The sequence below is a fragment of the Sphingomonas aerolata genome (assembly GCF_023935825.1).
Classification (GTDB): Bacteria; Pseudomonadota; Alphaproteobacteria; order Sphingomonadales; family Sphingomonadaceae; genus Sphingomonas; species Sphingomonas aerolata.
On sequence record NZ_CP098762.1, the window covers coordinates 3,963,328 to 3,984,882 of the forward strand.

At 69.4% G+C, this 21,555-nt stretch carries 17 protein-coding genes; 11 read left to right on the forward strand and 6 right to left on the reverse strand.

What is annotated here, in order from left to right:
• Positions 1-84 precede the first annotated feature (84 nt).
• The 3 genes from NEF64_RS18180 to glsA all read left to right on the forward strand — a co-directional run bounded on the left by NEF64_RS18180 (position 85) and on the right by glsA (position 3,158).
• Complete coding sequence (locus NEF64_RS18180) at positions 85-312, forward strand: hypothetical protein (RefSeq protein ID WP_056408817.1); 228 nt, start codon at positions 85-87, stop codon at positions 310-312.
• Complete coding sequence (locus tag NEF64_RS18185; RefSeq protein WP_056408814.1) at positions 309-2,153, forward strand: hypothetical protein; 1,845 nt, start codon at positions 309-311, stop codon at positions 2,151-2,153. Before NEF64_RS18180 ends, NEF64_RS18185 begins: the two co-directional genes overlap by 4 nt.
• A 69-nt stretch (positions 2,154-2,222) precedes the next feature.
• Positions 2,223-3,158, forward strand: coding sequence for a glutaminase A (gene glsA, locus NEF64_RS18190; protein ID WP_056408812.1), 936 nt, complete (start codon positions 2,223-2,225; stop codon positions 3,156-3,158).
• A gap of 3 nt (positions 3,159-3,161) precedes the next feature.
• Here the strand turns inward: glsA and NEF64_RS18195 are convergent, their stop codons facing one another.
• Entirely contained in the window at positions 3,162-5,597 is a 2,436-nt protein-coding gene (locus NEF64_RS18195; protein ID WP_056408810.1) for a bifunctional diguanylate cyclase/phosphodiesterase, read from the reverse strand.
• A 98-nt stretch (positions 5,598-5,695) separates the two neighbouring features.
• Positions 5,696-6,784: a serine hydrolase gene (locus NEF64_RS18200; protein ID WP_252574384.1), complete on the reverse strand. Its 1,089-nt coding sequence runs from the start codon at positions 6,782-6,784 to the stop codon at positions 5,696-5,698.
• 436 nt (positions 6,785-7,220) lie between these two features.
• On the opposite strand from NEF64_RS18200, the gene NEF64_RS18205 reads away from it, so the two are divergent.
• Positions 7,221-9,911, forward strand: a complete 2,691-nt coding sequence (locus tag NEF64_RS18205) for a TonB-dependent receptor plug domain-containing protein (protein ID WP_056408808.1) — start codon at positions 7,221-7,223, stop codon at positions 9,909-9,911.
• A gap of 47 nt (positions 9,912-9,958) precedes the next feature.
• On the opposite strand, the gene NEF64_RS18210 is transcribed toward NEF64_RS18205, so the two are convergent.
• From NEF64_RS18210 to NEF64_RS18220, 3 genes are read right to left on the reverse strand one after another with little or no spacing between them, the layout of a single operon-like run.
• Positions 9,959-11,488: a DHA2 family efflux MFS transporter permease subunit gene (locus NEF64_RS18210; protein WP_056408805.1), complete on the reverse strand. Its 1,530-nt coding sequence runs from the start codon at positions 11,486-11,488 to the stop codon at positions 9,959-9,961.
• Between the two features lie 10 nt (positions 11,489-11,498).
• Positions 11,499-12,671: an HlyD family efflux transporter periplasmic adaptor subunit gene (locus NEF64_RS18215; RefSeq protein WP_252574387.1), complete on the reverse strand. Its 1,173-nt coding sequence runs from the start codon at positions 12,669-12,671 to the stop codon at positions 11,499-11,501.
• Positions 12,668-14,110 carry an efflux transporter outer membrane subunit gene (locus tag NEF64_RS18220; RefSeq protein WP_031438954.1) on the reverse strand — a complete coding sequence of 481 codons (1,443 nt, stop codon included), beginning with the start codon at positions 14,108-14,110 and terminating at the stop codon, positions 12,668-12,670. The genes NEF64_RS18215 and NEF64_RS18220 overlap by 4 nt, the downstream gene beginning before the upstream one ends.
• A gap of 85 nt (positions 14,111-14,195) precedes the next feature.
• Here NEF64_RS18220 and NEF64_RS18225 point away from each other — a divergent pair, with 85 nt between their 5' ends.
• Positions 14,196-14,828, forward strand: a complete 633-nt coding sequence (locus NEF64_RS18225) for a TetR/AcrR family transcriptional regulator (RefSeq protein WP_056408802.1) — start codon at positions 14,196-14,198, stop codon at positions 14,826-14,828.
• Between the two features lie 5 nt (positions 14,829-14,833).
• On the opposite strand, the gene NEF64_RS18230 is transcribed toward NEF64_RS18225, so the two are convergent.
• Positions 14,834-15,514, reverse strand: a complete 681-nt coding sequence (locus NEF64_RS18230; RefSeq protein WP_056408800.1) for a hypothetical protein — start codon at positions 15,512-15,514, stop codon at positions 14,834-14,836.
• A 165-nt stretch (positions 15,515-15,679) separates the two neighbouring features.
• Between NEF64_RS18230 and NEF64_RS18235 the strand changes: the two genes are divergently transcribed.
• From NEF64_RS18235 to NEF64_RS18260, 6 genes are read left to right on the forward strand one after another with little or no spacing between them, the layout of a single operon-like run.
• Positions 15,680-18,505, forward strand: a complete 2,826-nt coding sequence (locus tag NEF64_RS18235; protein ID WP_056408798.1) for a monovalent cation/H+ antiporter subunit A — start codon at positions 15,680-15,682, stop codon at positions 18,503-18,505.
• Positions 18,502-18,864, forward strand: coding sequence for a Na+/H+ antiporter subunit C (locus tag NEF64_RS18240; RefSeq protein WP_192003252.1), 363 nt, complete (start codon positions 18,502-18,504; stop codon positions 18,862-18,864). Before NEF64_RS18235 ends, NEF64_RS18240 begins: the two co-directional genes overlap by 4 nt.
• Positions 18,861-20,384, forward strand: a complete 1,524-nt coding sequence (locus NEF64_RS18245; protein ID WP_056408797.1) for a monovalent cation/H+ antiporter subunit D — start codon at positions 18,861-18,863, stop codon at positions 20,382-20,384. Before NEF64_RS18240 ends, NEF64_RS18245 begins: the two co-directional genes overlap by 4 nt.
• A complete protein-coding gene (locus NEF64_RS18250) occupies positions 20,381-20,872 on the forward strand; it encodes a Na+/H+ antiporter subunit E (protein WP_056408796.1) in 492 nt (163 codons plus the stop codon). Before NEF64_RS18245 ends, NEF64_RS18250 begins: the two co-directional genes overlap by 4 nt.
• Positions 20,869-21,138 (forward strand): K+/H+ antiporter subunit F, encoded by a 270-nt coding sequence (locus tag NEF64_RS18255; protein WP_031395560.1) that lies wholly within the window; start codon positions 20,869-20,871, stop codon positions 21,136-21,138. The genes NEF64_RS18250 and NEF64_RS18255 overlap by 4 nt, the downstream gene beginning before the upstream one ends.
• Positions 21,135-21,554, forward strand: coding sequence for a Na+/H+ antiporter subunit G (locus NEF64_RS18260; RefSeq protein WP_056408793.1), 420 nt, complete (start codon positions 21,135-21,137; stop codon positions 21,552-21,554). The genes NEF64_RS18255 and NEF64_RS18260 overlap by 4 nt, the downstream gene beginning before the upstream one ends.
• The last annotated feature ends 1 nt before the right edge of the window (position 21,555 follow it).

The following is a 21,555-nucleotide window of genomic DNA, read 5'->3' on the forward strand; positions in this document are numbered from 1 at the left end:
ACGTCGCCCCGAATGCCGGCCGATGCCGACGATCCGCAGGTCTTTGCCTCTATAATAGGAGGATAGCGGAGGGATGGAGCGCAAGTGAGCCACGATCAGAAACCCGCGCGCGTCAGGATCGTCGCGAACGGTGCCGAGACGGACGCCCGTCGGCGCGGCGATGCGACGGCGATCGCGCCGATGCCGACCACCGGACCAGTCGATGGTCATCATGCCGCTGCAGGCAACAGGGTCGCGACGATCGTGTTCGCGCTGCTGTTCCTTGGCGCCGCCGCCGCTGCCGCGGTCGCGGTGACGCTGGCCTTCGCATGATCCGCCTCGCCATCGCGCTGGCGATCGGCGCGGGGCTGGCCGGACCGCATGCCGCACGTGCTGCCGAACCGTCGCATCCGAGCGCGCCGCACCCGAGCACGCCGCACCCAAGCACGACGCCCGCGCAACCGTCGCCACCCGCCCCCGCCCGCCCGGCGCCTGTACCCTTTGCCGCCGAGCTCGCCGCGCAGCCGCTGCCGCCGGCGCGCGCCGCCTGGACCGCGATGAGCGAGCAGGCGGCCTGGGCGGCGCTCGCGACCGCCACGCCCGCGACACGGCAGGCGACACGCTGGCGCTATGCGGTCGCCCTGATCGCGCGCGACCGCGCCGGCGAGGCGCTCGGCGTGCTCGACGTGATGGCGGCCGACGATACCGGACTTGCAAAGGTCGCCGCGTGGCGGCGCGCGCGCGGCGTCGCGCTCGGGCGCCTCGGGCGGACCGATCCGGCGATCGCGGCGCTCGACGACCCTGCGCTCGCGACCGATCCCGAGACCTGTCTGTGGCGGATGCGGATCCTGGCGGAGGCGGGTCGTGCGGCGCCGGCGCTGGGCGTCCTCGGCTGTGCGATGCCCGCGCTGAACGCGCGTGGCGCCAAGGCGCGCCGCCCCTTCATCCTCGCTGCCGCGCGCGCCGCGATCGACGCAGGGAGGCCCGGCCCGGCGCGCGACTGGCTCGATCGCCTCCCGGCGACCGCGGTGTTGCACGGCGAGGCCGACCGCGCGCTCGGCGCCGCCACGACGAGCCGTCGATGGTTCGATCTGGCCGCACGCACCGGCGATCCCGAACAGCGCGCCGCGGCCACGCTCGGGACGATCGAGACCGATCTGGCCGCGCGCATGCTCGCCCCGCCGGCCGCGGCGCGGCGTCTGGCGGCGCTGCTGTTCCGCTGGCGGGGGGGCATGGTCGAACGCCGCGGGCTGACGCTGGCGATGAGCCTCGCCACCCGCCGCGGCGACGAACCCGCATTGCTGGCGGCCGCCGCCGCGCTGCTGCGCTATGGCAATATCGGCGCCGACGCCGCCCCGCTGTCGGCGACCGTCCAGGCGCATCTCGTCGCACTGGTGGCGCCGCAATCGACCATGCCGCTCGGCACCGCCGCCGGTCTGCTCTGGGATTACCGCGACCTGATGCCGACGGGGGCGGACGGCGACCGCGTGGTGTGGATGCTCGCCGACCGGCTGCAACAGGCCGGGCTCTATCGCCGCGCCGCCGAACTGCTCGAACGCCGGCTGTCCACCACGCAGCGCGACGTCGAACAGGGCCCCTTGTCGATCCGCGTCGCGACGCTGCGGATCCTGGCGGGCGCGCCCGACGCCGCGGTCCGCGTGCTGCGCGAAACCGCGATGATTCCCTATCCCGATGCGATCCAGGACGAGCGCCGCCGCCTCCAGGCGGTTGCGCTCGAACTGCTCGGCCGCCACGCCGAAGCGGTAGCGACGCTCGCCGACATCCGCGACGCGACGCCGATCCGCGCCGAATTCGACTGGCACGCGCGCGACTGGTCGGGCTTAGCCGCCAGCGGCACCGCGCTGCTGCCCGCCCCCGGAGCGCGCGGCGGCCTGTCCGCGGAGGGCCAGGCGATCGTCCTGCGCCAGGCGATCGCCCATGCGATGCTCGGACAGGAGGCCGCGCTGGCGCGGCTCAACCGGCGCTATGCCCGCGCCTTCGCGCCGCTGCCGACCGCGCCGGTGTTCGCGATGCTGACCGCGCCGGTCGGAGGCTTCGACCCGGCGCGGCTCGACTCTGCAATGACCGCGCTGTCCGCGACCGGCCCCGCGGGCGCGATCGGCGACCTGCTGACCGCGGGACAGGCGGCGCGGACGTCGACGCGGCTGGACTAGGGCGCCGCGCCCCTGCCCACGGATCATGCGCGCCGCCTGCGAGTTAACCCTGTTCACCAGGAGAGCCGCATGCCCAGCACGATCGCGCAGATCATCACCGAGATCGCCGCCGAGATCACCGACGACGCCGCGCGGATCGAGGCATCGGCGGACCGCAAGGAGGAGGCCGCGCCCGGGCCGATCGGCATCGCGGTCGCGCTGACGTCGGGCACGCTGCTGACCGCGGGCGCGGCGACGACGGCATTCCCGATCCAGAGCATCTCGAAGCTGTTCGCGCTCGACCTCGCGCTCGCGGCGATCGGCGACGACGTCTTTGCACGCGTCGGGAAGGAGCCGTCGGGCGACCCGTTCAACTCGATCGTCGATCTCGAGCGGACCAAGGGCGTGCCGCGCAACCCGTTCATCAACGCAGGCGCGCTGGCGGTCGTCGATATCCTGGTCGAACACCGGCCCGAGGACGGCGACGATCCGGCGGTCGCCCGGCTGATCGGGCGCGAGACCGGGTCCGATGGCGTCACGTTCGACGAGGACGTGATGGCGTCCGAGCAGGAGGGTGGCGATCTCAACCGCGCGATGATGAGCTTCATGCGGCATCACGGCAATCTCCATGCCGATCCCGATGCGGTGATGGCCGCCTATGTCCGCAACTGTGCGATCGCGCTCGATTGTCGTGGCCTTGCCAAGGCGGGCGCGTATCTCGCGGCGACGCGGCGGACGCCCGATGACCCGGAGGCCGACGCGGTCGCCAAGCGCCACCGCACGGTGCTCGGCCTGATGATCACCTGCGGTCATTATGACGGGTCGGGAGATTTTGCGGTGCGGGTAGGCTTGCCCGCCAAGAGCGGCGTCGGCGGCGGCATTCTCGCGATCGTGCCGGACCGGGCGGCGATCGCGGTCTGGTCGCCCAATCTCGACCAGCACGGCAACAGCATCCTCGGCATCCGCGCGCTCGAGATGATCGCGCACCGGACCGGCTGGTCGGTGTTCGGGCCGCCGCTGGTCTGACGCTCAGGCGGCGAGCCGGGTAACCGCCACCCCCGAGGATCGCGGGTCGGTGTCGCCGGGTGCGCCGATGATCGTGTCCCCCGGCAGCTCGGCAAAGTCCGCCGTCGCATCGGTGAACGGCACGACCGGCCGCCCGAGCAGATAGCCCTGCGCCACGTCGCAGCCGATATCGTGCAGCACGTTGAGCTGTTCGCGCGTCTCGACCCCCTCGGCATGCGTCAGCACGCCCAGTTCCTTGCCGATCGCGACGGTCGCGCGCAGCACCGCCATGCAGCGCGGATCATTCGCCGCCTCGGCGACGAAGCTGCGGTCGATCTTGATCCGGTCGAAACGGAAGTCGCGCAGATGCGCGAGCGACGATTGACCGGTGCCGAAATCGTCGAGCGACACCTTGATGCCGAGCTTGCGGATCCGGTCGAGCATCACCGCGGTTCGGCCCGCATCGTCGATCAGCGCGGTCTCGGTGATCTCGATCTCGACCCGCTCGGGGGCGACGCCGTGGATCAGGATCGCCTGCGTCAGGCTGTGGAGCAGCCCTTCCGACTTCAGCTGCGCGGCGGAGATGTTGATCGCGACGTTGAGATGCGGCGACCAGCCCGCGAGGTGGCGGCACGCCTCCATCATCACCCAGCGGCCGATATCCTCGACCAGCCCGCATTGCTCGGCGATCGGGATGAAGACGCCCGGCGGGATCCAGCCGCGCACCGGGTGGTTCCAGCGGATCAGCGCCTCATAGCCCGTCGTGCCCCCGGTCAGCAGATCGACGACCGGCTGGAAGGCGAGTGCGAAGCCGCCCGTCTGGACCGCTTCGTGCAGGTCGTCGACGATCCCCTGACGTTCGGCGAGCCGTTCGGCGAGCCCGGGCAGATAGGCCTGCGCGCGCCGCCGCCCGAGCCGCTTGGCCTCGTACAGCGCCATGTCCGCGCGCTTCATCAGGTCGTCGGCGGAACAGGCGCCCGAAAAGTGGGAAATGCCGATGCTGCAGCTCGGCAGCAGCCGGCAGCCGTTGATGACGACCGCGCCGCTCAATTGCGCGACGATCGAATCGGCGAGCGCCGCCGCCGCGTCACCCGTCTCGCTGGCGAGGATCGCGAGCTCGTCGCCGCCCATCCGCGCGATGAAGCTGTCCTGGGGCAGCAGCCGCGTCAGCTCGGCCGCGACATGGACCAGCAGCTGGTCGCCGACCGCGTGACCAAAGGCATCGTTGATCCGCTTGAAATCGTCGAGGTCGATCATCAGCAGCGAGAAGGGCGCGCCGATCCGGATCCGCGCCTCCTTCTGCTCGCGCAGCGACCGGCGATTCCCCAGCCCGGTCAGCGGGTCGTGATAGGCCAGGTGCGTCAGGTTGCGCAGCGCCTGCCGCTCCGCGCTGACGTCGTTGAAGGTCAGCACCACGCCCTTTGACTGCATCGGACGGCACTGCATCCGATAGACGCAGCCATCGTCCATCGCCCATTCGCGGTCGAACGTCGCGTCGGTCCGGATCCATTGCTGCATCGCCGCGCGGATCTCGGCGCGCCGCTCGGGCCGCCAGCCGCGATGACGCGCGACGATGTCGATACAGGCGGTGATCGTCATGCCCGGCGCGATCGCCCCGTCCGGGATCGCGTACATCTCGAGGAACCGGTGGTTGAAATGCTGCAACCGGGCATTGCCGTCGATGAACACCAGCCCGTCCGACATGCTTTCCAGCACCGCTCTCAGCGTGTGCCCCTCTTCCTCGCGCGTCGTCCTGAACCGCTCGAAGGTCAGCAGGCTGGCGAGGCAGGTGACCGACACGCCAAACGCCATGCAGGCGGCGACGAGGCCTGGCGACAACAGGCTGCCGCGGACGTCGCCGATGCTGCCGATCACGATATCGCCCGACAGCGCGACGAAATGCGTCGTGCAGATCGCGAGCGCGAACAGCATGCAGGCGGCGGTGCGCGACCGCGCCCAGCCGCGGTGGAGCTGCCACGTCGCCATCAGCACCGTCCCGAGCACCAGCCCGGTGATGTTCGTCGGCCAGGAAAACACGTGGACGCAATCGGTCATGCCCGTCAGCCCGACCGCATGCATGCACCAGATGCCCGCCCCCGCGATCGTCGCCGCGGCGATCCGCGCGACGCGGCGGGGCAGGCGGGTGACCGCGACCAGCGGCACGCCAACCAGCGCGATGCCGACCAGCGCGGACAGGATCGTGATCGGCACGTCGTAGCGGAGCAGAAGGTCGGGACGATAGGCGAGGATCGCGATGAAATGCGTCGCCCAGACGCCGAGCCCCGCGGCGAGTGCGAGCGCGGCATGCCGCCAGCCGAGCGGTTCGCCGGGCTCTGCCGCGGTCCGGTCGAGATCGATCGCGAGCATCGCCACCGACCAGCTCGCGGTAAGGCAGATTCCAATAGCGACGGCGACCAGCGACCCCGAATGCTCGAAATGAAGATTGAAAAGGGGGACCACGATCTTTGCTCTCAGGACGTTACCCCCAATTGCATGAATTTATTAAAGAAAGTTATAACCGAAACGGCTTGATAGGGCCCCTTGCCCGGCCGGCACGATCAATTGCTCGCCGAGGCGACGACGGCCCGGGTCACGTCGCCCATCAGCCGCATCCGCACCGGAATTGGCTCGCGCGTGCTGGCGATCATCACCGCGACCGCATAGCGATGGCCGTTCGGCGCGACGAGCAGCCCGATATCGTTATAGCCGGTCGACAGGCTGCCCAGGTCCTGCCCGGTGCCGGTCTTGTGCGCGAGCGACCAGCCCGGCCGCAGCCCCGATTTCAGCCGCAGCGGCCCGGTCTTGCTCGACCGCATCAGCGTCAGCAGCGACGCGGTCGAACGCGCGCTCAGCAGCTTGCCCTGCGCGAGCAGCGACAGGCCGAGCGTCACGCCATTGGCGGACGCACCGTCGTATGGCGCCGCGAGATAGCGGTTCAGCGCCTTCGCCCGCGCCTCGTAGGTCATCGCCGCGCGCGCCTGGAGAAAGCCCCAGCCCCCCGCCCATTCGGGCCGCCATTCGAGCCCCGCGGTCTTCGCCTGCAGCACCCGTTCACCCGGGCCGAAGGTCACACCCTCGACACCCTTGGCGTCAAGCATCCGGTTGATCGCCGCGGGCCCGCCGACGCGCCACAGCAGCACGTCGTTGCAGGTATTGTCGCTGCGCGTCATCGCGCCGCGCAACAGCTCTTCGATCGTCGTCGTATAGCCGTCCGCGCCGATCAGCGCGCGGATCGGCTGGTGGAACAGCGTCAGGTCGGCACGCGTCAGCGTGACGCGGTCGGACAGCGCCATCTGCCCGCGGTCGACGGCGTCCATCACCGCGATCGCCACCCACAGCTTGCTGACGCTTTGCTGCGGACGCCGCGTGTCACCGTCCCAGGCCACCACCCAGCCCTCGTCGATGTCGCGCACGGTGATGCCGACCTGTCCCTTGAAGCTCGCGCCGAGCGCCTGGACCGCGTTGAGCAGGTCCGCCGCGGGCTGGGGCCTGGTCGACGGCCGCGTCGGCGCCGATGGCCGGGGCGCCGGCGCCACGGTCGTGACGGTCAGCGGCGGCGGTGCGGGACGCATCGGCTGGCGACCCGCGGGGACGCACGCGCCCAGGCTGGTGACCGCGGCAAGGATCCCGGCGAGGCGATGAGACACTGAAATTGACACGATAAGTTCCCCTTGTCCGCTGCTTAGCGTGCTGAGCGCTGCGCGGAACCCGAAAGCTGCCGCACCCGCCGCGTTTCGGGTTCCGCCGGTCGCACGCCGCCGATCCGCCGCGACCCGGCTTTGGCCCCGGTGGCGGTGCCCCGCCTGCCACGTCCGCCGCCCCTTGCTGGCTGGAACCGGGACAATCGATTGCGTCAATTCTGCAACATTATGACGTCCATATGAAAGTCGTGCGTATTTTCGGTTGCAAAGACGGGACCGCTATGGCCGTTTGTTGCCAAGACAGGTCAAGGACGAAGCCGGACAGGCGGCCGTCCTTGCGTGTGACAGGGCAATTTCCGCAGGCGCGCCAAGGGGAATCGGCGGTCTGGAACGGCGATGATGGGGGAGGATCCTGAGAGCCACTTTTCAAAGGGGGCTTAGGATGATCAGATACACGACCTCGACCGTCGCACTGGCGGTCGCACTTCTTGCCGGGTCCGCCGCCTTCGCAGCGACGCCCGGCAGCGGCCAGGATGGCGCCACACCCACACCCGCACCGGCCAGCGCCGTGCAGGAAAGCGTACCCGACGCCGCCAGCGCCACCCCCGAGCCGTCGAACGACATCGTCGTGCTGGGCACGCGCCGGACCGATCGCACGCTCGCCACGTCGCCGTCGCCGGTCGATGTGATCAGTTCGGCCGAACTGACGTCGCAGCCCGCCGCCAACATGATCGACGCGCTCAAGAATATCGTGCCGTCCTTCTACGCCGGCCAGAATTCGATCTCGGACGCCTCGACCTTCGTCCGCTCGCCATCGCTGCGCGGCCTGTCGGGCGATCAGGTGCTCGTGATGATCAACGGCAAACGCTATAACCGCTCCGCGCTGGTCCAGGTCTATGGCGGCAGCGACACCGGGCTCGGCCGCGGCGCGCAGGGGCCCGACATCTCGGCGATCCCGTCGCTCGCGATCGGCAATCTGCAGGTGCTGCGCGAAGGCGCGACCGCGCAATATGGCTCCGACGCGATCGCCGGCGTGCTCAACTATGGCCTGCGTGAGGATCAGGGGATCGAACTGGTCGGTCGGGCGGGCCAATATTATGCGGGCGACGGCGAAAGCTATCAGATCGCGGGCAATGCGGGCGTGAAGGGCGACTGGGGCTTCATCAACGTCACCGGCGAATATGTCGACGAGGGCCAGACCAGCCGCGGCCGCACCCGCCCCTCGGCCGCCAATTTCGCGCAGAATTTCCCGGCGCTCGCGAACCAGCTCCCCAATTATCCGCTGCCCGTGCAGATCTGGGGCAATTCCCCCTCGCACGGCTTCAAGTCGGTCTACAACTCGGCGATCAACGTCACCGACAGCAGCAAGATCTACGTCTTTGCCAATTATGCGCAGAGCAAGGGCAATCAGAGCTTCAACTACCGCGCCTCGGTGTCGAGCACCGCGGTCGACACGAACGGCGTGGTCCGCAATCAGGGCGCGAACGGCGCGTTCAACAACACCTTCTTCCTCACCCCCTGCCCCGCCGGCAACGCGACCTGCCCGAGCGGCGGCTTCGTGCGCGACGGCAACACCTTCCGCTTCGGCACGCTCTATCCCGCCGGCTTCACGCCGCGCTTCGTCGGCAAGACGCAGGAAGTGTACGGGGTGCTCGGCTACAAGGGCACGTCCGGCGCCTTCAGCTACGACCTGTCGGGCACGCTGGCGCGCAACAAGCTGTCGCTGTCGATGTATGACTCGGCCAATTTCTCCTACGGCCCGGCGACGCAGACCAGCTTCGACTTTGGCGACCTGATCCAGAAGGAAACCAACTTCAACGCCGACTTCACCTATGCCGCCGACCTCGGTCTCGCCGCGCCGCTGACCATCTCGGCGGGCGGGGAGTTCCGCAAGGAAACCTACGAACAGACTGCGGGCGACACGCAATCCTATGCCGCCGGCCCCTATGCGATCGCGCAACAGCTCTTCACCCAGACCGCGCCGGGCGTGTACGTCGCCTCCGGCACGACCGCGGCGCAGGGCGTCGGCGCGAGCGGCTATGCCGGCACCAGCCCCGCCACCGCAGGCAAGTTCAGCCAGAAGGCCTATGCCGCCTATGTCGGGCTCGAAACCGACCTGACCGACGCGCTGACGGTCGGCGCGGCGGGCCGGTACGAACATTACAACACGTTCGGCGATGCCTGGGTCGGCAAGGTGAACGCGTTGTACAAGTTCGCCGACGCCTTCTCGGTCCGCGGCAGCTTCGGCACGGGCTTCCACGCACCGTCGCCGGGCCAGTCGAACGTCTCGATCGTCACGACCTCGTTCAACAACGGCGTCGCGTTCCAGGCGGGCACCTACCCGACCAACACCGCGGTCGCGCAATATTATGGCGCGAGCAACCTGACCCCGGAAAAGTCGACCAATTACGGCCTCGGCTTCATCCTCGAACCGGTCCGCGGAATGACGGTCACGGTCGATGGCTACCGGATCAACCTGCGCAACCGGATCGGCCTGACCTCGCCCTTCATCGTCACCGCGGCGGACCTTGCCGCGCAGCCGGCGCTGCTGCCGGTCGGTGTCGGCGGCCAGGTCCAGTATTTCACCAACGGCTTCAAGACGCGCACCCAGGGCATCGACGTCGTCGGCACCTACCGCACGCGGTTCAGCGAGGCGGAGCTGAACTTCTCGCTGGCGTATAACTACAACGACACCAAGGTTACCGAGTTCGATGCCCGGGTGGTCGGCACCGCGCAGCTGATCGACGCGGAAAATCTGGCGCCAAAGCACCGCGTCGTCTTCAATGCCGGCTGGACGCTCGACAATCTGAGCCTGAACGTGCGCGAGAATTACTACAGCTCGTTCACCAGCGCGCAGGATTACGGCCAGACCAACGGCGTGCCGAACCAGGTGTTCAGCGGCAAGTTCGTCACCGATCTGGAACTCAGCTACACCTTCGCCGAGCATTTCACGGTTGCGGTCGGCGCGCAGAACTTCACCGACGAGCATCCCGACCGGCTCAAGCCGACCTCGACGGTGCAGATCTATCCGCTGACCGGCGGCACGTCGGACGGCCAGGTCTATCCGCGCAACGGCGGGCCGTTCGGCTTCAACGGCGGCTTCTACTATACGCGTCTGCGCGTGAAATACTGAGACCGGACGGGGGGCGCCGCGGTGCCCCCCGTCTTCTCACCACCGGATCAGTGCGCGGCGGCGGGGTCGACCGGCCGGGCGGGCCGCGGCGCCAGCCAGATGATCGCGGCGGACACGAAGAAGATCAGCGCGGCAAAGGCGAACAGGTGGTTCGTCGCCAGCGCGAAGCTTTCCTGCTCGACCACCCGCTCGATCAGCCCGCGCCCCTGTTCCGCGCTCAGTCCGTGCTGCTGCGCGTTGGCGATCACCTGATCGCCATTGTTGAGGATGTTGGTCAGCTCGGCGCGGTTCGTCTGCGCGTTGTTCTGCCACATGGTACTGCCGATCGAGGTGCCGATCGCCGCCGCCAGCGTGCGCAGGAAGCTCATCACGCCCGCCGCCGACGCGGTTTCCTCGGGATCGACCGCGCCCAGCGCGATGATCGTCAGCGGGATGAAGAAGAACGGCATGCCCAGCCCCTGGACGAGCTGCGGCGCCGCCAGGATCCAGAAATCCGCGCCGCTGAACCAGAAGGTTCGCAGCACCGACGTCAGCCCGAGCCAGAATATCCCGAAACACACCAGCGCGCGCGGATCGACCTTGTTGCTCAGCTTGGCGACGATCGGCGAGAAGATCACCGCGAGCACGCCGTTGAACGCGGTCACATAGCCCGCATCGCTCGCGGTATAGCCCATCGTCGACTGCAGCCATTGCGGGATGATCACGACCGAGGCGAAGAACGTCCCGAAGCTGAAGGCGAGCGCGGTCACCGCGACGGTGAAGCCCCGGTGCCGGAACACGCGCAGGTCGACGATCGGATTGCCCGCGGTCAGCTCCCAGATCAGGAAGGTGACGAAGCCGATCGCCGCGACGATCGCGCAGCCGACGATGAAGCTCGACCCCAGCCAGTCATGCTCGCGCCCGAGATCGAGCATGATCTGCAGCGCCGCGATCCACACGACCATCAGGAACAGGCCGAAGCGGTCGATCGGCACGATCTCGGTCTTGGTCTCCGATTTGCGCAGCAGCGTGAACACGCCGACGATGCAGAAGATCGCGATCGGCAGGTTGATGTAGAAGATCCACGGCCAGGACCAGTTGTCGCTGATCGTCCCGCCCAGGATCGGCCCAAGGATCGGCGCGGTGACCGTCGTCATCGCCCAGGCGCCCATCGCCGCCGCGCGCTTCTGCGGGGGGAAGATCGTCAGCAGCAGCGTCTGGGTCAGCGGCATCAGCGGGCCGCCGCAGAAGCCCTGCCCGATCCGGAACGCGACCATCGCGCCGAGCGACGAGGCAAGACCGCACAGCGCCGAGAAGACCGCAAAGCCGATCATCGCCGCCATGAAGACGCGGATCGTGCCGAACCGCCGGACCAGCCACCCGGTCAGCGGCACGCAGATCGCCTCGGCGACCGAATAGGAGGTGACGACCCAGGTCCCCTGGGTCGGCGACACGCCGAGCCCGCCCGAGATATGCGGCACCGACACATTGGCGATGGTCGTGTCGAGCACCACCATGAAGTTGGTCAGCGCCAGCACGAAGCCCGCAAGGATGAGGCGCGGGCCGGTCAGCACCGGCGCGGACGTGTCGGCGGCCATCGATCCGCTCCTAGCGATCGCCCGAGATGTCGATCTCGGCGTCCATCGACAGCCCGACGCGCAACGGATGATCGCGCAGCTCCTTGGGGTCGAGCGCGATACGGACCGGCAGACGCTGGACCACCTTGATCCAGTTGCCGGTCGCGTTCTGCGCGGGGATCAGCGCGGACGACGCGCCGGTCCCGCCGGCAAGTCCGACGACGCGGCCGTGATAGACGACGTCGTCGCCGTGCAGATCGGAGATCAGCGTGGCATGCTGGCCGACGCGGACATGCTGCAGCTGGCCCTCCTTGTAGTTCGCGTCGACATAGAGCTGGTCGACGGGCACGATCACCATCGCCGCGGTACCGGGCGCGAGCCGCTGGCCGATCTGGACGTTGCGCTGCGAGATCACGCCGTCGATCGGCGCACGCACGACCGCACGCGACAGGTCGAGCCGGGCCTGGCGCAGCTTGGCGCGCGCGGCGAGGACCTCGGGGGCGTTGTCGCGCGTGGTGCCGCGGGTCAGCGCGGTGTTGGCGGCGCGATCCTCGAGCGCGGAGGCGCGCGTCGCGGTCGCCTGCGCGATCCCCGCCTGCGCGATCGCGACATTGGCACGCGCGGTGCGCAGCGCGTTCGTCGCCGCGGTCACCTCGTCACCCGATACCGCGCCCGCCGCGACCAGCGCCTGGCGACGCTGATAATCGATCTGCGCGCGGTCGAGATTGCCCTGGGCGAGCAGCAGCTGCGCGCGGGCGGCACCGATATCGGCACCGCGCGCATTGGCCTGCGCCTGGAGCGCATCGCCCGTCGCCGCGGTCTGGCCATAGCGGCGCTCGGCGCCTGCCAGATCGGCTTCGGCCTGCGCGACCGCGATCTGCAGGTCGGCATCGTCGAGCCGCATCAACACCTGCCCGCGCTTGACGGTCTGCGTGTTGCTCACCGTGACCGCGATCACCTGCCCGCTGACCAGCGGCATGACCTGCGCGGTTTCCGCCGCGACATAGGCGTTGTCGGTCGTCACGCGTTTCGACAGCACGAGCGAGTCATAGACGAAATACAGGATGGCGATCACGACCAGCACGGCCGCGAAGATCAGCAGCAGCCGTTTGCGCTTGCCCGGGTTGGCGGTGTCGACCTTGGCGTCGGCCTTGGGCTCCTCGGCGGGAGTCTGGTCGCTGTCGTGGGATGGGGTGTCCATCATCGTGTCCCGCTGGTCTGGATAAGGGGTTGGAAGCCGCCGCCGAGCGCGCGCACCAACTGCACGTCGAGCGCGAACCGGCGCGAATCGATCGCCGCGACCGAACGCCGCGCGGTCAGCACCGCTTCCTCGGCGCTCAGCACGTTGAGAAAGGTCGACAGGCCGCCGCGATAGCGCAGCTGCGCGACCTGATACGCGCCTTCGGCATCGACCAGCGACGCGCGCGCATCGCGCATCTGCGCCGCCACCTGGCGCCGGCTGGTCACGACATCCGCGACCTCGCGCAGCGCGTTGATCACGATGCGGTCATAGCTGCCGACCGCTTCGTCATACTGGCCCCGCGCCTGCCGATACTGGCCCTGCAGCGCGCCGCCGCGAAAGATCGGCAGGCTGATCGCCGGGCCGACATTGCCGATGCTCGATCCGCCCTTGAACAGGTTGTCGAGGCCGAGCGATTGCAGCCCGATCAGCCCCGACAGGCTGAGATTGGGGTAGAAATCGGCGCGGGCGACCTTGATCCGGCTCGCCGCCGCTTCGGCGCGCGCGCGCGCGGCGGCGACGTCGGGACGCCGGCCGATCAGGCCGATCGCCGCGTCGGCGGGGAGTTCGGTGGTGAGCACGGGCACCGCCGGCCGGGTGATCGTCAGTGCGCGATCGGGCCCGGCGCCAATCAGCGCGGCGATCGCGTTCTTGGCGAGCGCGATCTGTTCGGCGTTGCTGGCCAGGTCGACCCGCGACGCCGGCACCGCAGAGCGCGCCTGTTTGAGCTCGGCTTGCGTATCAAGCCCGATCGCGACACGCTCGTTCACCAGCCGCTCGCTCGCGCTGCGCACCGCATTCGCCCGCTGCAGCACGTCCTGTTCGGCATAGAGCCGCGCGAGATCGGCATAGCGCGCGGCGATATCGGTCGCGAGCGTCAGCGCCGCCTGCTCGCCATCGAGCCGCGCCGCCTCGGCCTCCGACGTCGCCGCGACCAGCGCCGCGCGGTTGCGCCCGAACAGGTCGAGATCGAGGCCTGCGTCGAGCGCCAGCCGGCCCGTGTCGTTCCAGCCCTTCGGGATGAACTCCGCGGGGATGCCGTTATTGTAGCTCTGCTTGTTGAGCCCGACCGTGCCCTCGGCGTCGAGCCGCGGCTGGTTGGCGGCACCCGCCTGCTGGACCGCACCGCGCGCGGTCCGCACGCGGGCCGCCGCGATCGCGATGTCGGGCGAACCCGCCAGCGCCTCGGTGATCAGCGTATCGAGCTGCGCATCGCCGTAACCCCGCCACCACTGCGCCGCCGGCCACGCCGCATTCGACGCCGGGCCGTTCGACGCGAGGCTGTTGCGCGATGCATAGGTGTCCGCGGATGCCAGGACGGGCGGCGGCCCCAGATCGGGCACCGCGCAGCCGGCAAGCCCGGCTGCGATTGCAGTGCAGCCGGCGAATCGAATCAGTCGCATTGAATCATCGTACTCCTGCGTACGCTCGGCAGATGGTCCCGGGTCGTGGACTTGTCAATAAATAATCGTACCGTATAGTACGACTATGCCCGAGCCGAAAACCCGCCGCGATCTGAACCGCGAAGCCCGTCGCGAGACGATCGTGGCGACCGCGCGCGAGGCGTTTCTGGACCATGGCTATGCCGCCACCTCGATGTCGACGATCGCCGTGCAGCTCGGCGGGTCGAAGGGGACGCTCTGGGCCTATTTCCCCTCCAAGGAGGATCTGTTCAGCGCGGTACTCGACGATGTCACGTCGAACTTCCGCCAGAGCCTCGAGGATGCGCTGCGCCCGGGGCGCGACTGTGCGACGACGCTGCTCGACTTCCTCGAACGCTTCCAGGCCAAGCTGCTGCACCCCGACAGCATACGGCTGCACCGGCTGATCGTCGGCGAAGGCGGGCGGTTTCCCGAGATCGGTCGCATCTTCTATGCCCGCGGCCCGCAGATCGTGATCGAGCAGCTTTCACTCTATCTGCGCGGCCGGATGGACGCCGGCGACCTGCGCGCCGATGATCCGGTGCAGGCGGCGATGCACCTGCTGCTCCTCGCCCAGACACAACAGAATCTGCGGCTCTGGGGGGTGGTCGGCATGCCCGGTCCCGAGGAAGCGCGGCGGCAGGCGGCGCGCGCGCTCGATCTGTTCACGCGCGCTTATGGGGCAGAGGTCGGGCCGTAACGGCGTTACGCGCGGGTACCGTGAGCAGGAGCGTCCTCCCCCGCGGCAACCATGTCGCCGCCTCCGCCGCTGCCGCCCTGTCCGCCGCCGCCGCCGCCCGACCCCCGGGCGGCTGAGGCGCCGTCGCCCTTGCCGCGTCCGCCGCCGGCGGCCGGCCGCGTCGGGCCCTGCGCGGGCAGGACCAGGTCGGTCGGGACGGGCGCGAGATCGAGCGCGGCGCGCACGAAATCGCGCAGTGACACGACCAGCGCGTGCGTCGGGACCGGCCGGCCCGCCGCGAGTTCGCCCGCGGCCTGCGCCGCCAGCCGGACCTGCTCGTCGGTGCCGAGCAGGATGATGTCCGACAGCGCCGCCTCGACCGCGTCGCGGATCCGCCGGCCGCGGTCCGATCCCGTGTCGATCGCGACATCCGCCGCATCGTCAGGGACCGCCTCGCCCCGGCGACGCAGATCGCGGCGATGCGCGGGGTCGACCGTCAGCGTGCCCGTGAACGAGCCGCCCAAGGTCTTGTAGGCCGCGATCAGCGTGCGCAGCCGTTCGTTGATCTGCCGGTTGATCCGTTCGCGGCGCTGCTGGATCGTCATCATCGTGACGAGGCGGATGCCGACGCCGATCGCCGTCACCAGCGCGAGCCCGAACAACGTCAGCAACGTGGTCTGCCAGGAACTGAAGTCGATCGTGCGCATGGTCGCTCCGCTATTCTGGGACGCGAGGCTCCCGATGCGGCATCAACGCGCATCGCGGGTCGATGCCCCCGGGATATCGTCAGGGCCGCTGGGCGTAGTCCGGTCGACCCGGAAGCCATATCGTGCGATGGCAAGTCTCGTGACGTCGCCGGGAAACGATCTGCCATGCCCCTGATGCTCCTGATGGCGCTGCCGTTCGCGGCGGCGCTGATGCTGGCGCTCGGCGCACGTGGCGGCCGTCGCATGCATGTCGGAATCGCCGCCGGTGCGAGCGCGGCGGGGCTCGCGCTGCTCCTTCTGGCCGCGCCCGCGGTCCTCGCGGGAACACCGCTGACCGCGCGGATCGCGTGGATCCCGGCGCTCGGGCTCGATCTCAGCCTGTGGCTCGATCCGCTCGGGCTGCTGTTCGCCGGGCTGATCCTCGGCATCGGCCTGCTCGTCGTGATCTATGCGCAGGGCTATCTCGCCAAGGCCGAGCCGACCGCGCGGTTCCTGTCGTTCCTGATGCTGTTCCAGGGCGCGATGATCGGCATTGCGCTGTCGAACAACATCTTGCTGATGCTGATATTCTGGGAACTGACCAGCCTGTCGTCGTTCCTGCTGATCGGCTTCTGGCGCGACCGGGCCGACGCGCGGCAGGGCGCGCGGATGGCGCTCGCGGTGACGGGCGGCGGCGGGCTGGCGCTGATCGCGGGGATGCTGCTGCTCGGCCAGGCGGCGGGATCCTATGAGCTCGCGACGATCCTGACGCGTGGCGCCGTCGTCCAGGCGTCGCCGCTCTATCCTGCGATCCTGACGCTCGTCCTGCTCGGCGCGTTCACCAAGTCGGCACAATTCCCGTTCCATTTCTGGCTGCCGCACGCGATGGCCGCGCCGACGCCGGTCAGCGCCTATCTCCATTCCGCGACGATGGTGAAGGCAGGCGTCTTCCTGCTTGCCCGGTTGTGGCCGGTGCTCGCGGGCAGCGACTTGTGGTTCTATCTGGTCGCCTCGACCGGGCTCGTGACGATGCTGTTCGGCGCGGGCGTCGCGCTGTTCCGCAATGATCTGAAGGCGATCCTCGCCTATTCGACGATCAGCCAGCTCGGGCTGATGGTGATGCTGCTCGGCTTCGGCACGCCCGCCGCCGCCGCGGCAGCGGTGTTCCACATCCTCAACCACGCCGCGTTCAAGGCGGCGCTGTTCATGAACGCGGGCATCGTCGATCACGAGACGGGGACGCGCGACATCCGTCGCCTCGGCGGGCTCGCCGCACTGATGCCGCTGACCGCGACGCTCGGCACGCTGGCGGTCGCGGCGATGGCGGGGTTGCCGCCGCTCGGCGGGTTCATCTCCAAGGAGATGATGCTCGAACAAAGCCTGCATGCCGCGCACGATGGCCGGTCCTGGCTCGTGCCCCTGCTCGCGACGATCGCGGCGACGCTGTCGGTCGCCTATTCGCTGCGCTACGCCACCGCACAGTTTTTCGGGCGTCGCGCGACGGGGGATGTCGCCGCGCCGCATGATCCCGGCATGGCGATGATCGGACCGTCGATCGTGCTCGTGCTCGCCGCGCTCGGTTTCGGGCTGTTCCCGATGACGATCGCCGGGCCGCTGGTGCGCGCCGCGACGGGGGCGGTGATCGGTGGCAGCCCGCCCGCGCTCGATCTGGCGCTGTGGCACGGGATCAACCCCGCCCTGGGGATGAGTGCGCTCGCGGTCGTGATCGGTGCGCTGCTGCTGTGGCGCCGCGCGCCGGTCGCGCGCTGGCTGGACGGCCGGCCGGCGCTCGATGCCAAGCGGCTGTTCGATGGCGCGATGGCGGCGATCGTCGCGCGCAGCCGCGACGCCTCGCTCGCAATCCACGCGCCGTCGCTGCAACGCTATCTCTTCATGCTGTTCGTGGTGGCGATAGCGTTCGGGATCGATGCCGCGCTGACGCCCGGCGGGCTGCCCGCGGGGACGCGCGCGACGCTGCCCGCGTCGCCGGTCGCGGTCGTCGCCTGGTTCGCGCTGGTCGTCGCGACCGGCATCGTCGTGGTGATGCAACGCCAGCGCTTCCTCGCGCTGGTCTTCATCAGTGTCATCGGCCTCGTCATCGCGCTCGCCTTCGTCCACCTCTCCGCCCCCGACCTCGCGCTGACCCAGATCGCGGTCGAGGTCGTGACGATCCTGCTGATGCTGCTCGCGCTGCACCTGCTGCCCAAGGTTCCGCCGCAACTCTCCAGCCTGCCGCGCCGCAGCCGCGATGCGCTGCTGGCGGCGGTCGCTGGGATCGGCACCGGCTGGGCGGCCTGGGCGGTGATGACGCGCGACCTGCGCGACACGGTCTCGTCCTTCCACTGGGCGAACAGCTATCCGGGCGGCGGCGGGACCAATGTCGTCAACGTGACCCTGGTCGATTTCCGCGCATTCGACACCTTGGGCGAGATCATCGTGCTCGGGATCGCAGGGCTGGCCATCTATGCGCTGCTCGAGCCCGCGGCGCGCGGCACGGCGGGGCGGCGGCTGCTCGAATGGCGGCACGACATGCCGCATTCGCCCGAGCGCCACCCGATGATGTTCGTGATGGCGACGCGGCTGCTGCTGCCGCTCGCGCTGCTGGTCGGCCTCTACATCTTCCTGCGCGGGCATAACCAGCCCGGCGGCGGGTTCATCGCCGCGCTGGTCGTCTCGATCGCGATCCTGCTGCAATATCTCGCCTCGGGCTTCGACTGGACCGACGACCGCCGCCGGATCGGCGAGCATCCGCTGATCGCGGTCGGCGTGCTGATCGCGACCGCGACGGGGCTCGGCTCGCTCGTCTTCGGCGCGCGGTTCCTGACGAGCAGCTTCGGCTATTTCCACATTCCGCTGATCGGCGAAGTCGAGCTGGCGACCGCGATGTTTTTCGATACGGGCGTCGCCTGCGTCGTCGTCGGCGCGGTGATGATGGCGCTCGCCCAGCTCAGCCACGTCGCGCAGCGCGCGGCGCGCAACCGCGATCAGGCCGAGGAGGACACATCGGCATGAGTCTGGAATTCCTGATCGCCAGCGGAATCGCGGTGCTGACCGCAGGCGGCGTCTATCTCGCGCTGCGCGGGCGTACCTTTCAGGTCGTGCTCGGGCTGACCTTGCTGTCCTACGCCGTGAACCTGTTCCTGTTCGCGATCGGCCGGCTCGTCGTCGACCGCCCGCCGCTGTTCGCCAAGGGCGTGACCGACCATGCCGATCCGCTGCCCCAGGCGCTGGTGCTGACCGCGATCGTGATCACCTTCGGGATGACCGCGCTGGTCGTCATCCTGTCGCTGCGCAGTTTCCTCGAAAGCGGATCGGACCAGGTCGACGGCATCGCCGACGCCGTCCCCGGCCCGGAAGAGGATCGCGCATGACGCTGCTCGACCATCTCGTGATCGCGCCGGTCGTGATCCCTGCGATCATCGCGCCGCTGACGCTGATGGTGATGCGGCGGCGGCGCCATGTCGGCGTCGCGCTGTCGCTCGCCGGCTGCGTCGCGATGCTGGTCGTCGCGCTCGCGCTGTTCGGCATCGCGCAGGACGACGCGATCCGCGCTTATCCGCTCGGCGGCTGGCCCGCCCCGTTCGGGATCGTGCTGGTGCTCGACCGGCTGTCCGCCATGATGCTGGTGCTCGCGGCGGTGCTCGCGCTGGTGGTGATGCTCCACGCGGTCGTCACCGCGGTCGACCGCAAGGGCTGGCATTTCCATCCCCTGTTCCAGTTCCAGCTGCTCGGGCTGAACGGCGCGTTCCTGACCGGGGACCTGTTCAACCTGTTCGTGTTCTTCGAAGTGCTGCTGATCGCCTCCTACGGGCTGATGCTCCACGGCCAGGGCGCGGCGCGGCTGAAGGCGGGGGTCGCCTATGTCGTCGTCAACATCGTCGGCTCGGCTCTGTTCCTGATCGCGCTGGGGCTGCTCTACGGGCTGACCGGCACGCTCAACATGGCCGATCTTGGCCAGCGCATCGCCGCACTGGGCGCGGCGGACCAGGGGCTGATCCGGCTCGCCGGGCTGTTGCTGCTCGCGGTGTTCGCGCTGAAGGCGGCGGTCGTGCCGCTGCATCTGTGGCTGCCGCGCACCTATGCCGCGACCGCGCCGGTCGTCGCTGCGCTGTTCGCGATCATGACCAAGGTCGGCGTCTATGCGATGATCCGGGTCGTGCCGCTGATCTTCGGCGATGCCGCGGGCGCCGCCGCCTGGGTGCCGGCGCCCTGGCTGCTGCCCGCCGCCGTGCTGACCGCGATCACCGGCTTTGTCGGCGTGCTGGCGGCGCGCGCGATGCGCGAACAGGCGGCGTTCGCGATCCTCGGCTCGACCGGGACGCTGCTGCTCGCGGTATCGTGCTGGACTGAGGCGACGACCGCCGCCGCGTTGTTCTACCTCGTCCACGCGACGCTGGCGGGCGCGGCGCTGTTCCTCGTCGCCGACGTGACGCTGCGCCGCCGCGGCCAATATGGCGACGCGATCGTCCCCAGCCCGCGCTTTGCGGGGCAGCAGGCGACGGGGCTGCTGTTCCTCGCCGCAACGATCGCCGCGGTCGGCCTGCCGCCGCTGTCGGGGTTCGTCGCCAAGCTGTTCATCCTCCAGACCAGCGTCTCTGCCGCGCCATGGCCGCTGATCTGGGCGACGGTGCTGGGCACCACGCTGATCGGCGTGATCGGCTTTGCCCGCAGCGGCAGCACGCTGTTCTGGAAGGCGGCCGACGATGCCGACCCGATCGCAGGCGCGGACCGGTCGCGCGCCGAACTGATCGCGCCCGCGACGCTGCTCGCGCTGCTCGCGCTGCTGACGCTCGGCGCCGGCTGGGCCACCGCGCAGGCACAGGCGACCGCCGCGCAGATCTATGCCCCCGATCGCTATGCGGCGGCGGTCCTGACGGAGGCGACGCGATGATCAAGCGCCTCCTCCCCCACCCCGCGCTGACCGCGATGCTGGTCGTCGTCTGGCTGCTGATGGCGAACAGCATCACGGTCGGCGGGATCCTGCTTGGCCTGGTCTTCGGGATCGTCCTGCCCAAGTTCACCGAGCCGTTCTGGCCCGATCGGCCGCGCGTCCGCTTCGGCCGCGCGCTGCTCGGCTATGTCGGCCTCGTGCTCTACGACATCGTCGTCGCCAATTTCGAGGTCGCGCGGCTGATCCTGTTCCGGCGCAACCGCGATCTCCGCTCGCGCTGGCTGGTCGTTCCGGTCGCACTGTCGTCGCCCGAGGCGATCACCGTGCTCGCCGCGACGATCAGCCTGACGCCGGGGACGGTCTCGTCCGACGTGTCCGCCGACGGGCGCTTCCTGCTGGTCCACGCGCTCGACGTCGCGGACGCGGCCGCCGAGATCGCGCGGATCAAGACCCGTTACGAAGCGCCGCTGCTAAGGATCTTCGCATGATCGCCACCGCGTTGCAGATCGCCGCCATCGCCATCGCGCTCGCGCTGCTGCTCAACGGCTGGCGGCTGTACCGCGGGCCAGCACTCGCCGACCGGATCCTCGCGCTCGACACCATGGTGATCAACGTGATCGCGGTGATCGTCGTGATCGGCATGATGGGCGGCAACGACACCTATTTCGAGGCCGCGCTGCTGCTCGCGATGGTCGGCTTCGTCAGCACCATCGCCTATTGCAAGTTCCTCCTGCGCGGGGACATCGTCGAATGAGCGGCCTCGTCGAGATCGTCGTCGCCGGGCTGATCCTGCTCGGCGCGGCATTCGTGCTGATCGGCAGCTGGGGGCTGGTCCGCCTGCCCTCGACGATGGAGCGGCTGCACGGCCCGACCAAGGCGACGACGCTGGGGCTCGGCGGGCTGTTGCTGGCGTCGGTCGTGTTCTTCCAGGTCCGGCTCGGCGTCTGGACCGCGCACGAGCTGCTGATCTCGCTGTTCCTGTTCATCACCGCACCGATTTCGGCGAACATGATCGCCAAGGTCCATCTCCACCGCGCGCGCACCGGCGACCGTCCCGATCACGACGGCATTGCGGGGCCGCCGCCCCGGCCCGACCCGGATGGCGAAGGCGAATGGGCGACGTTCGAGGCGCCGCATACGGACACGCAGGCCTCGATCGAGAACCCCTGAG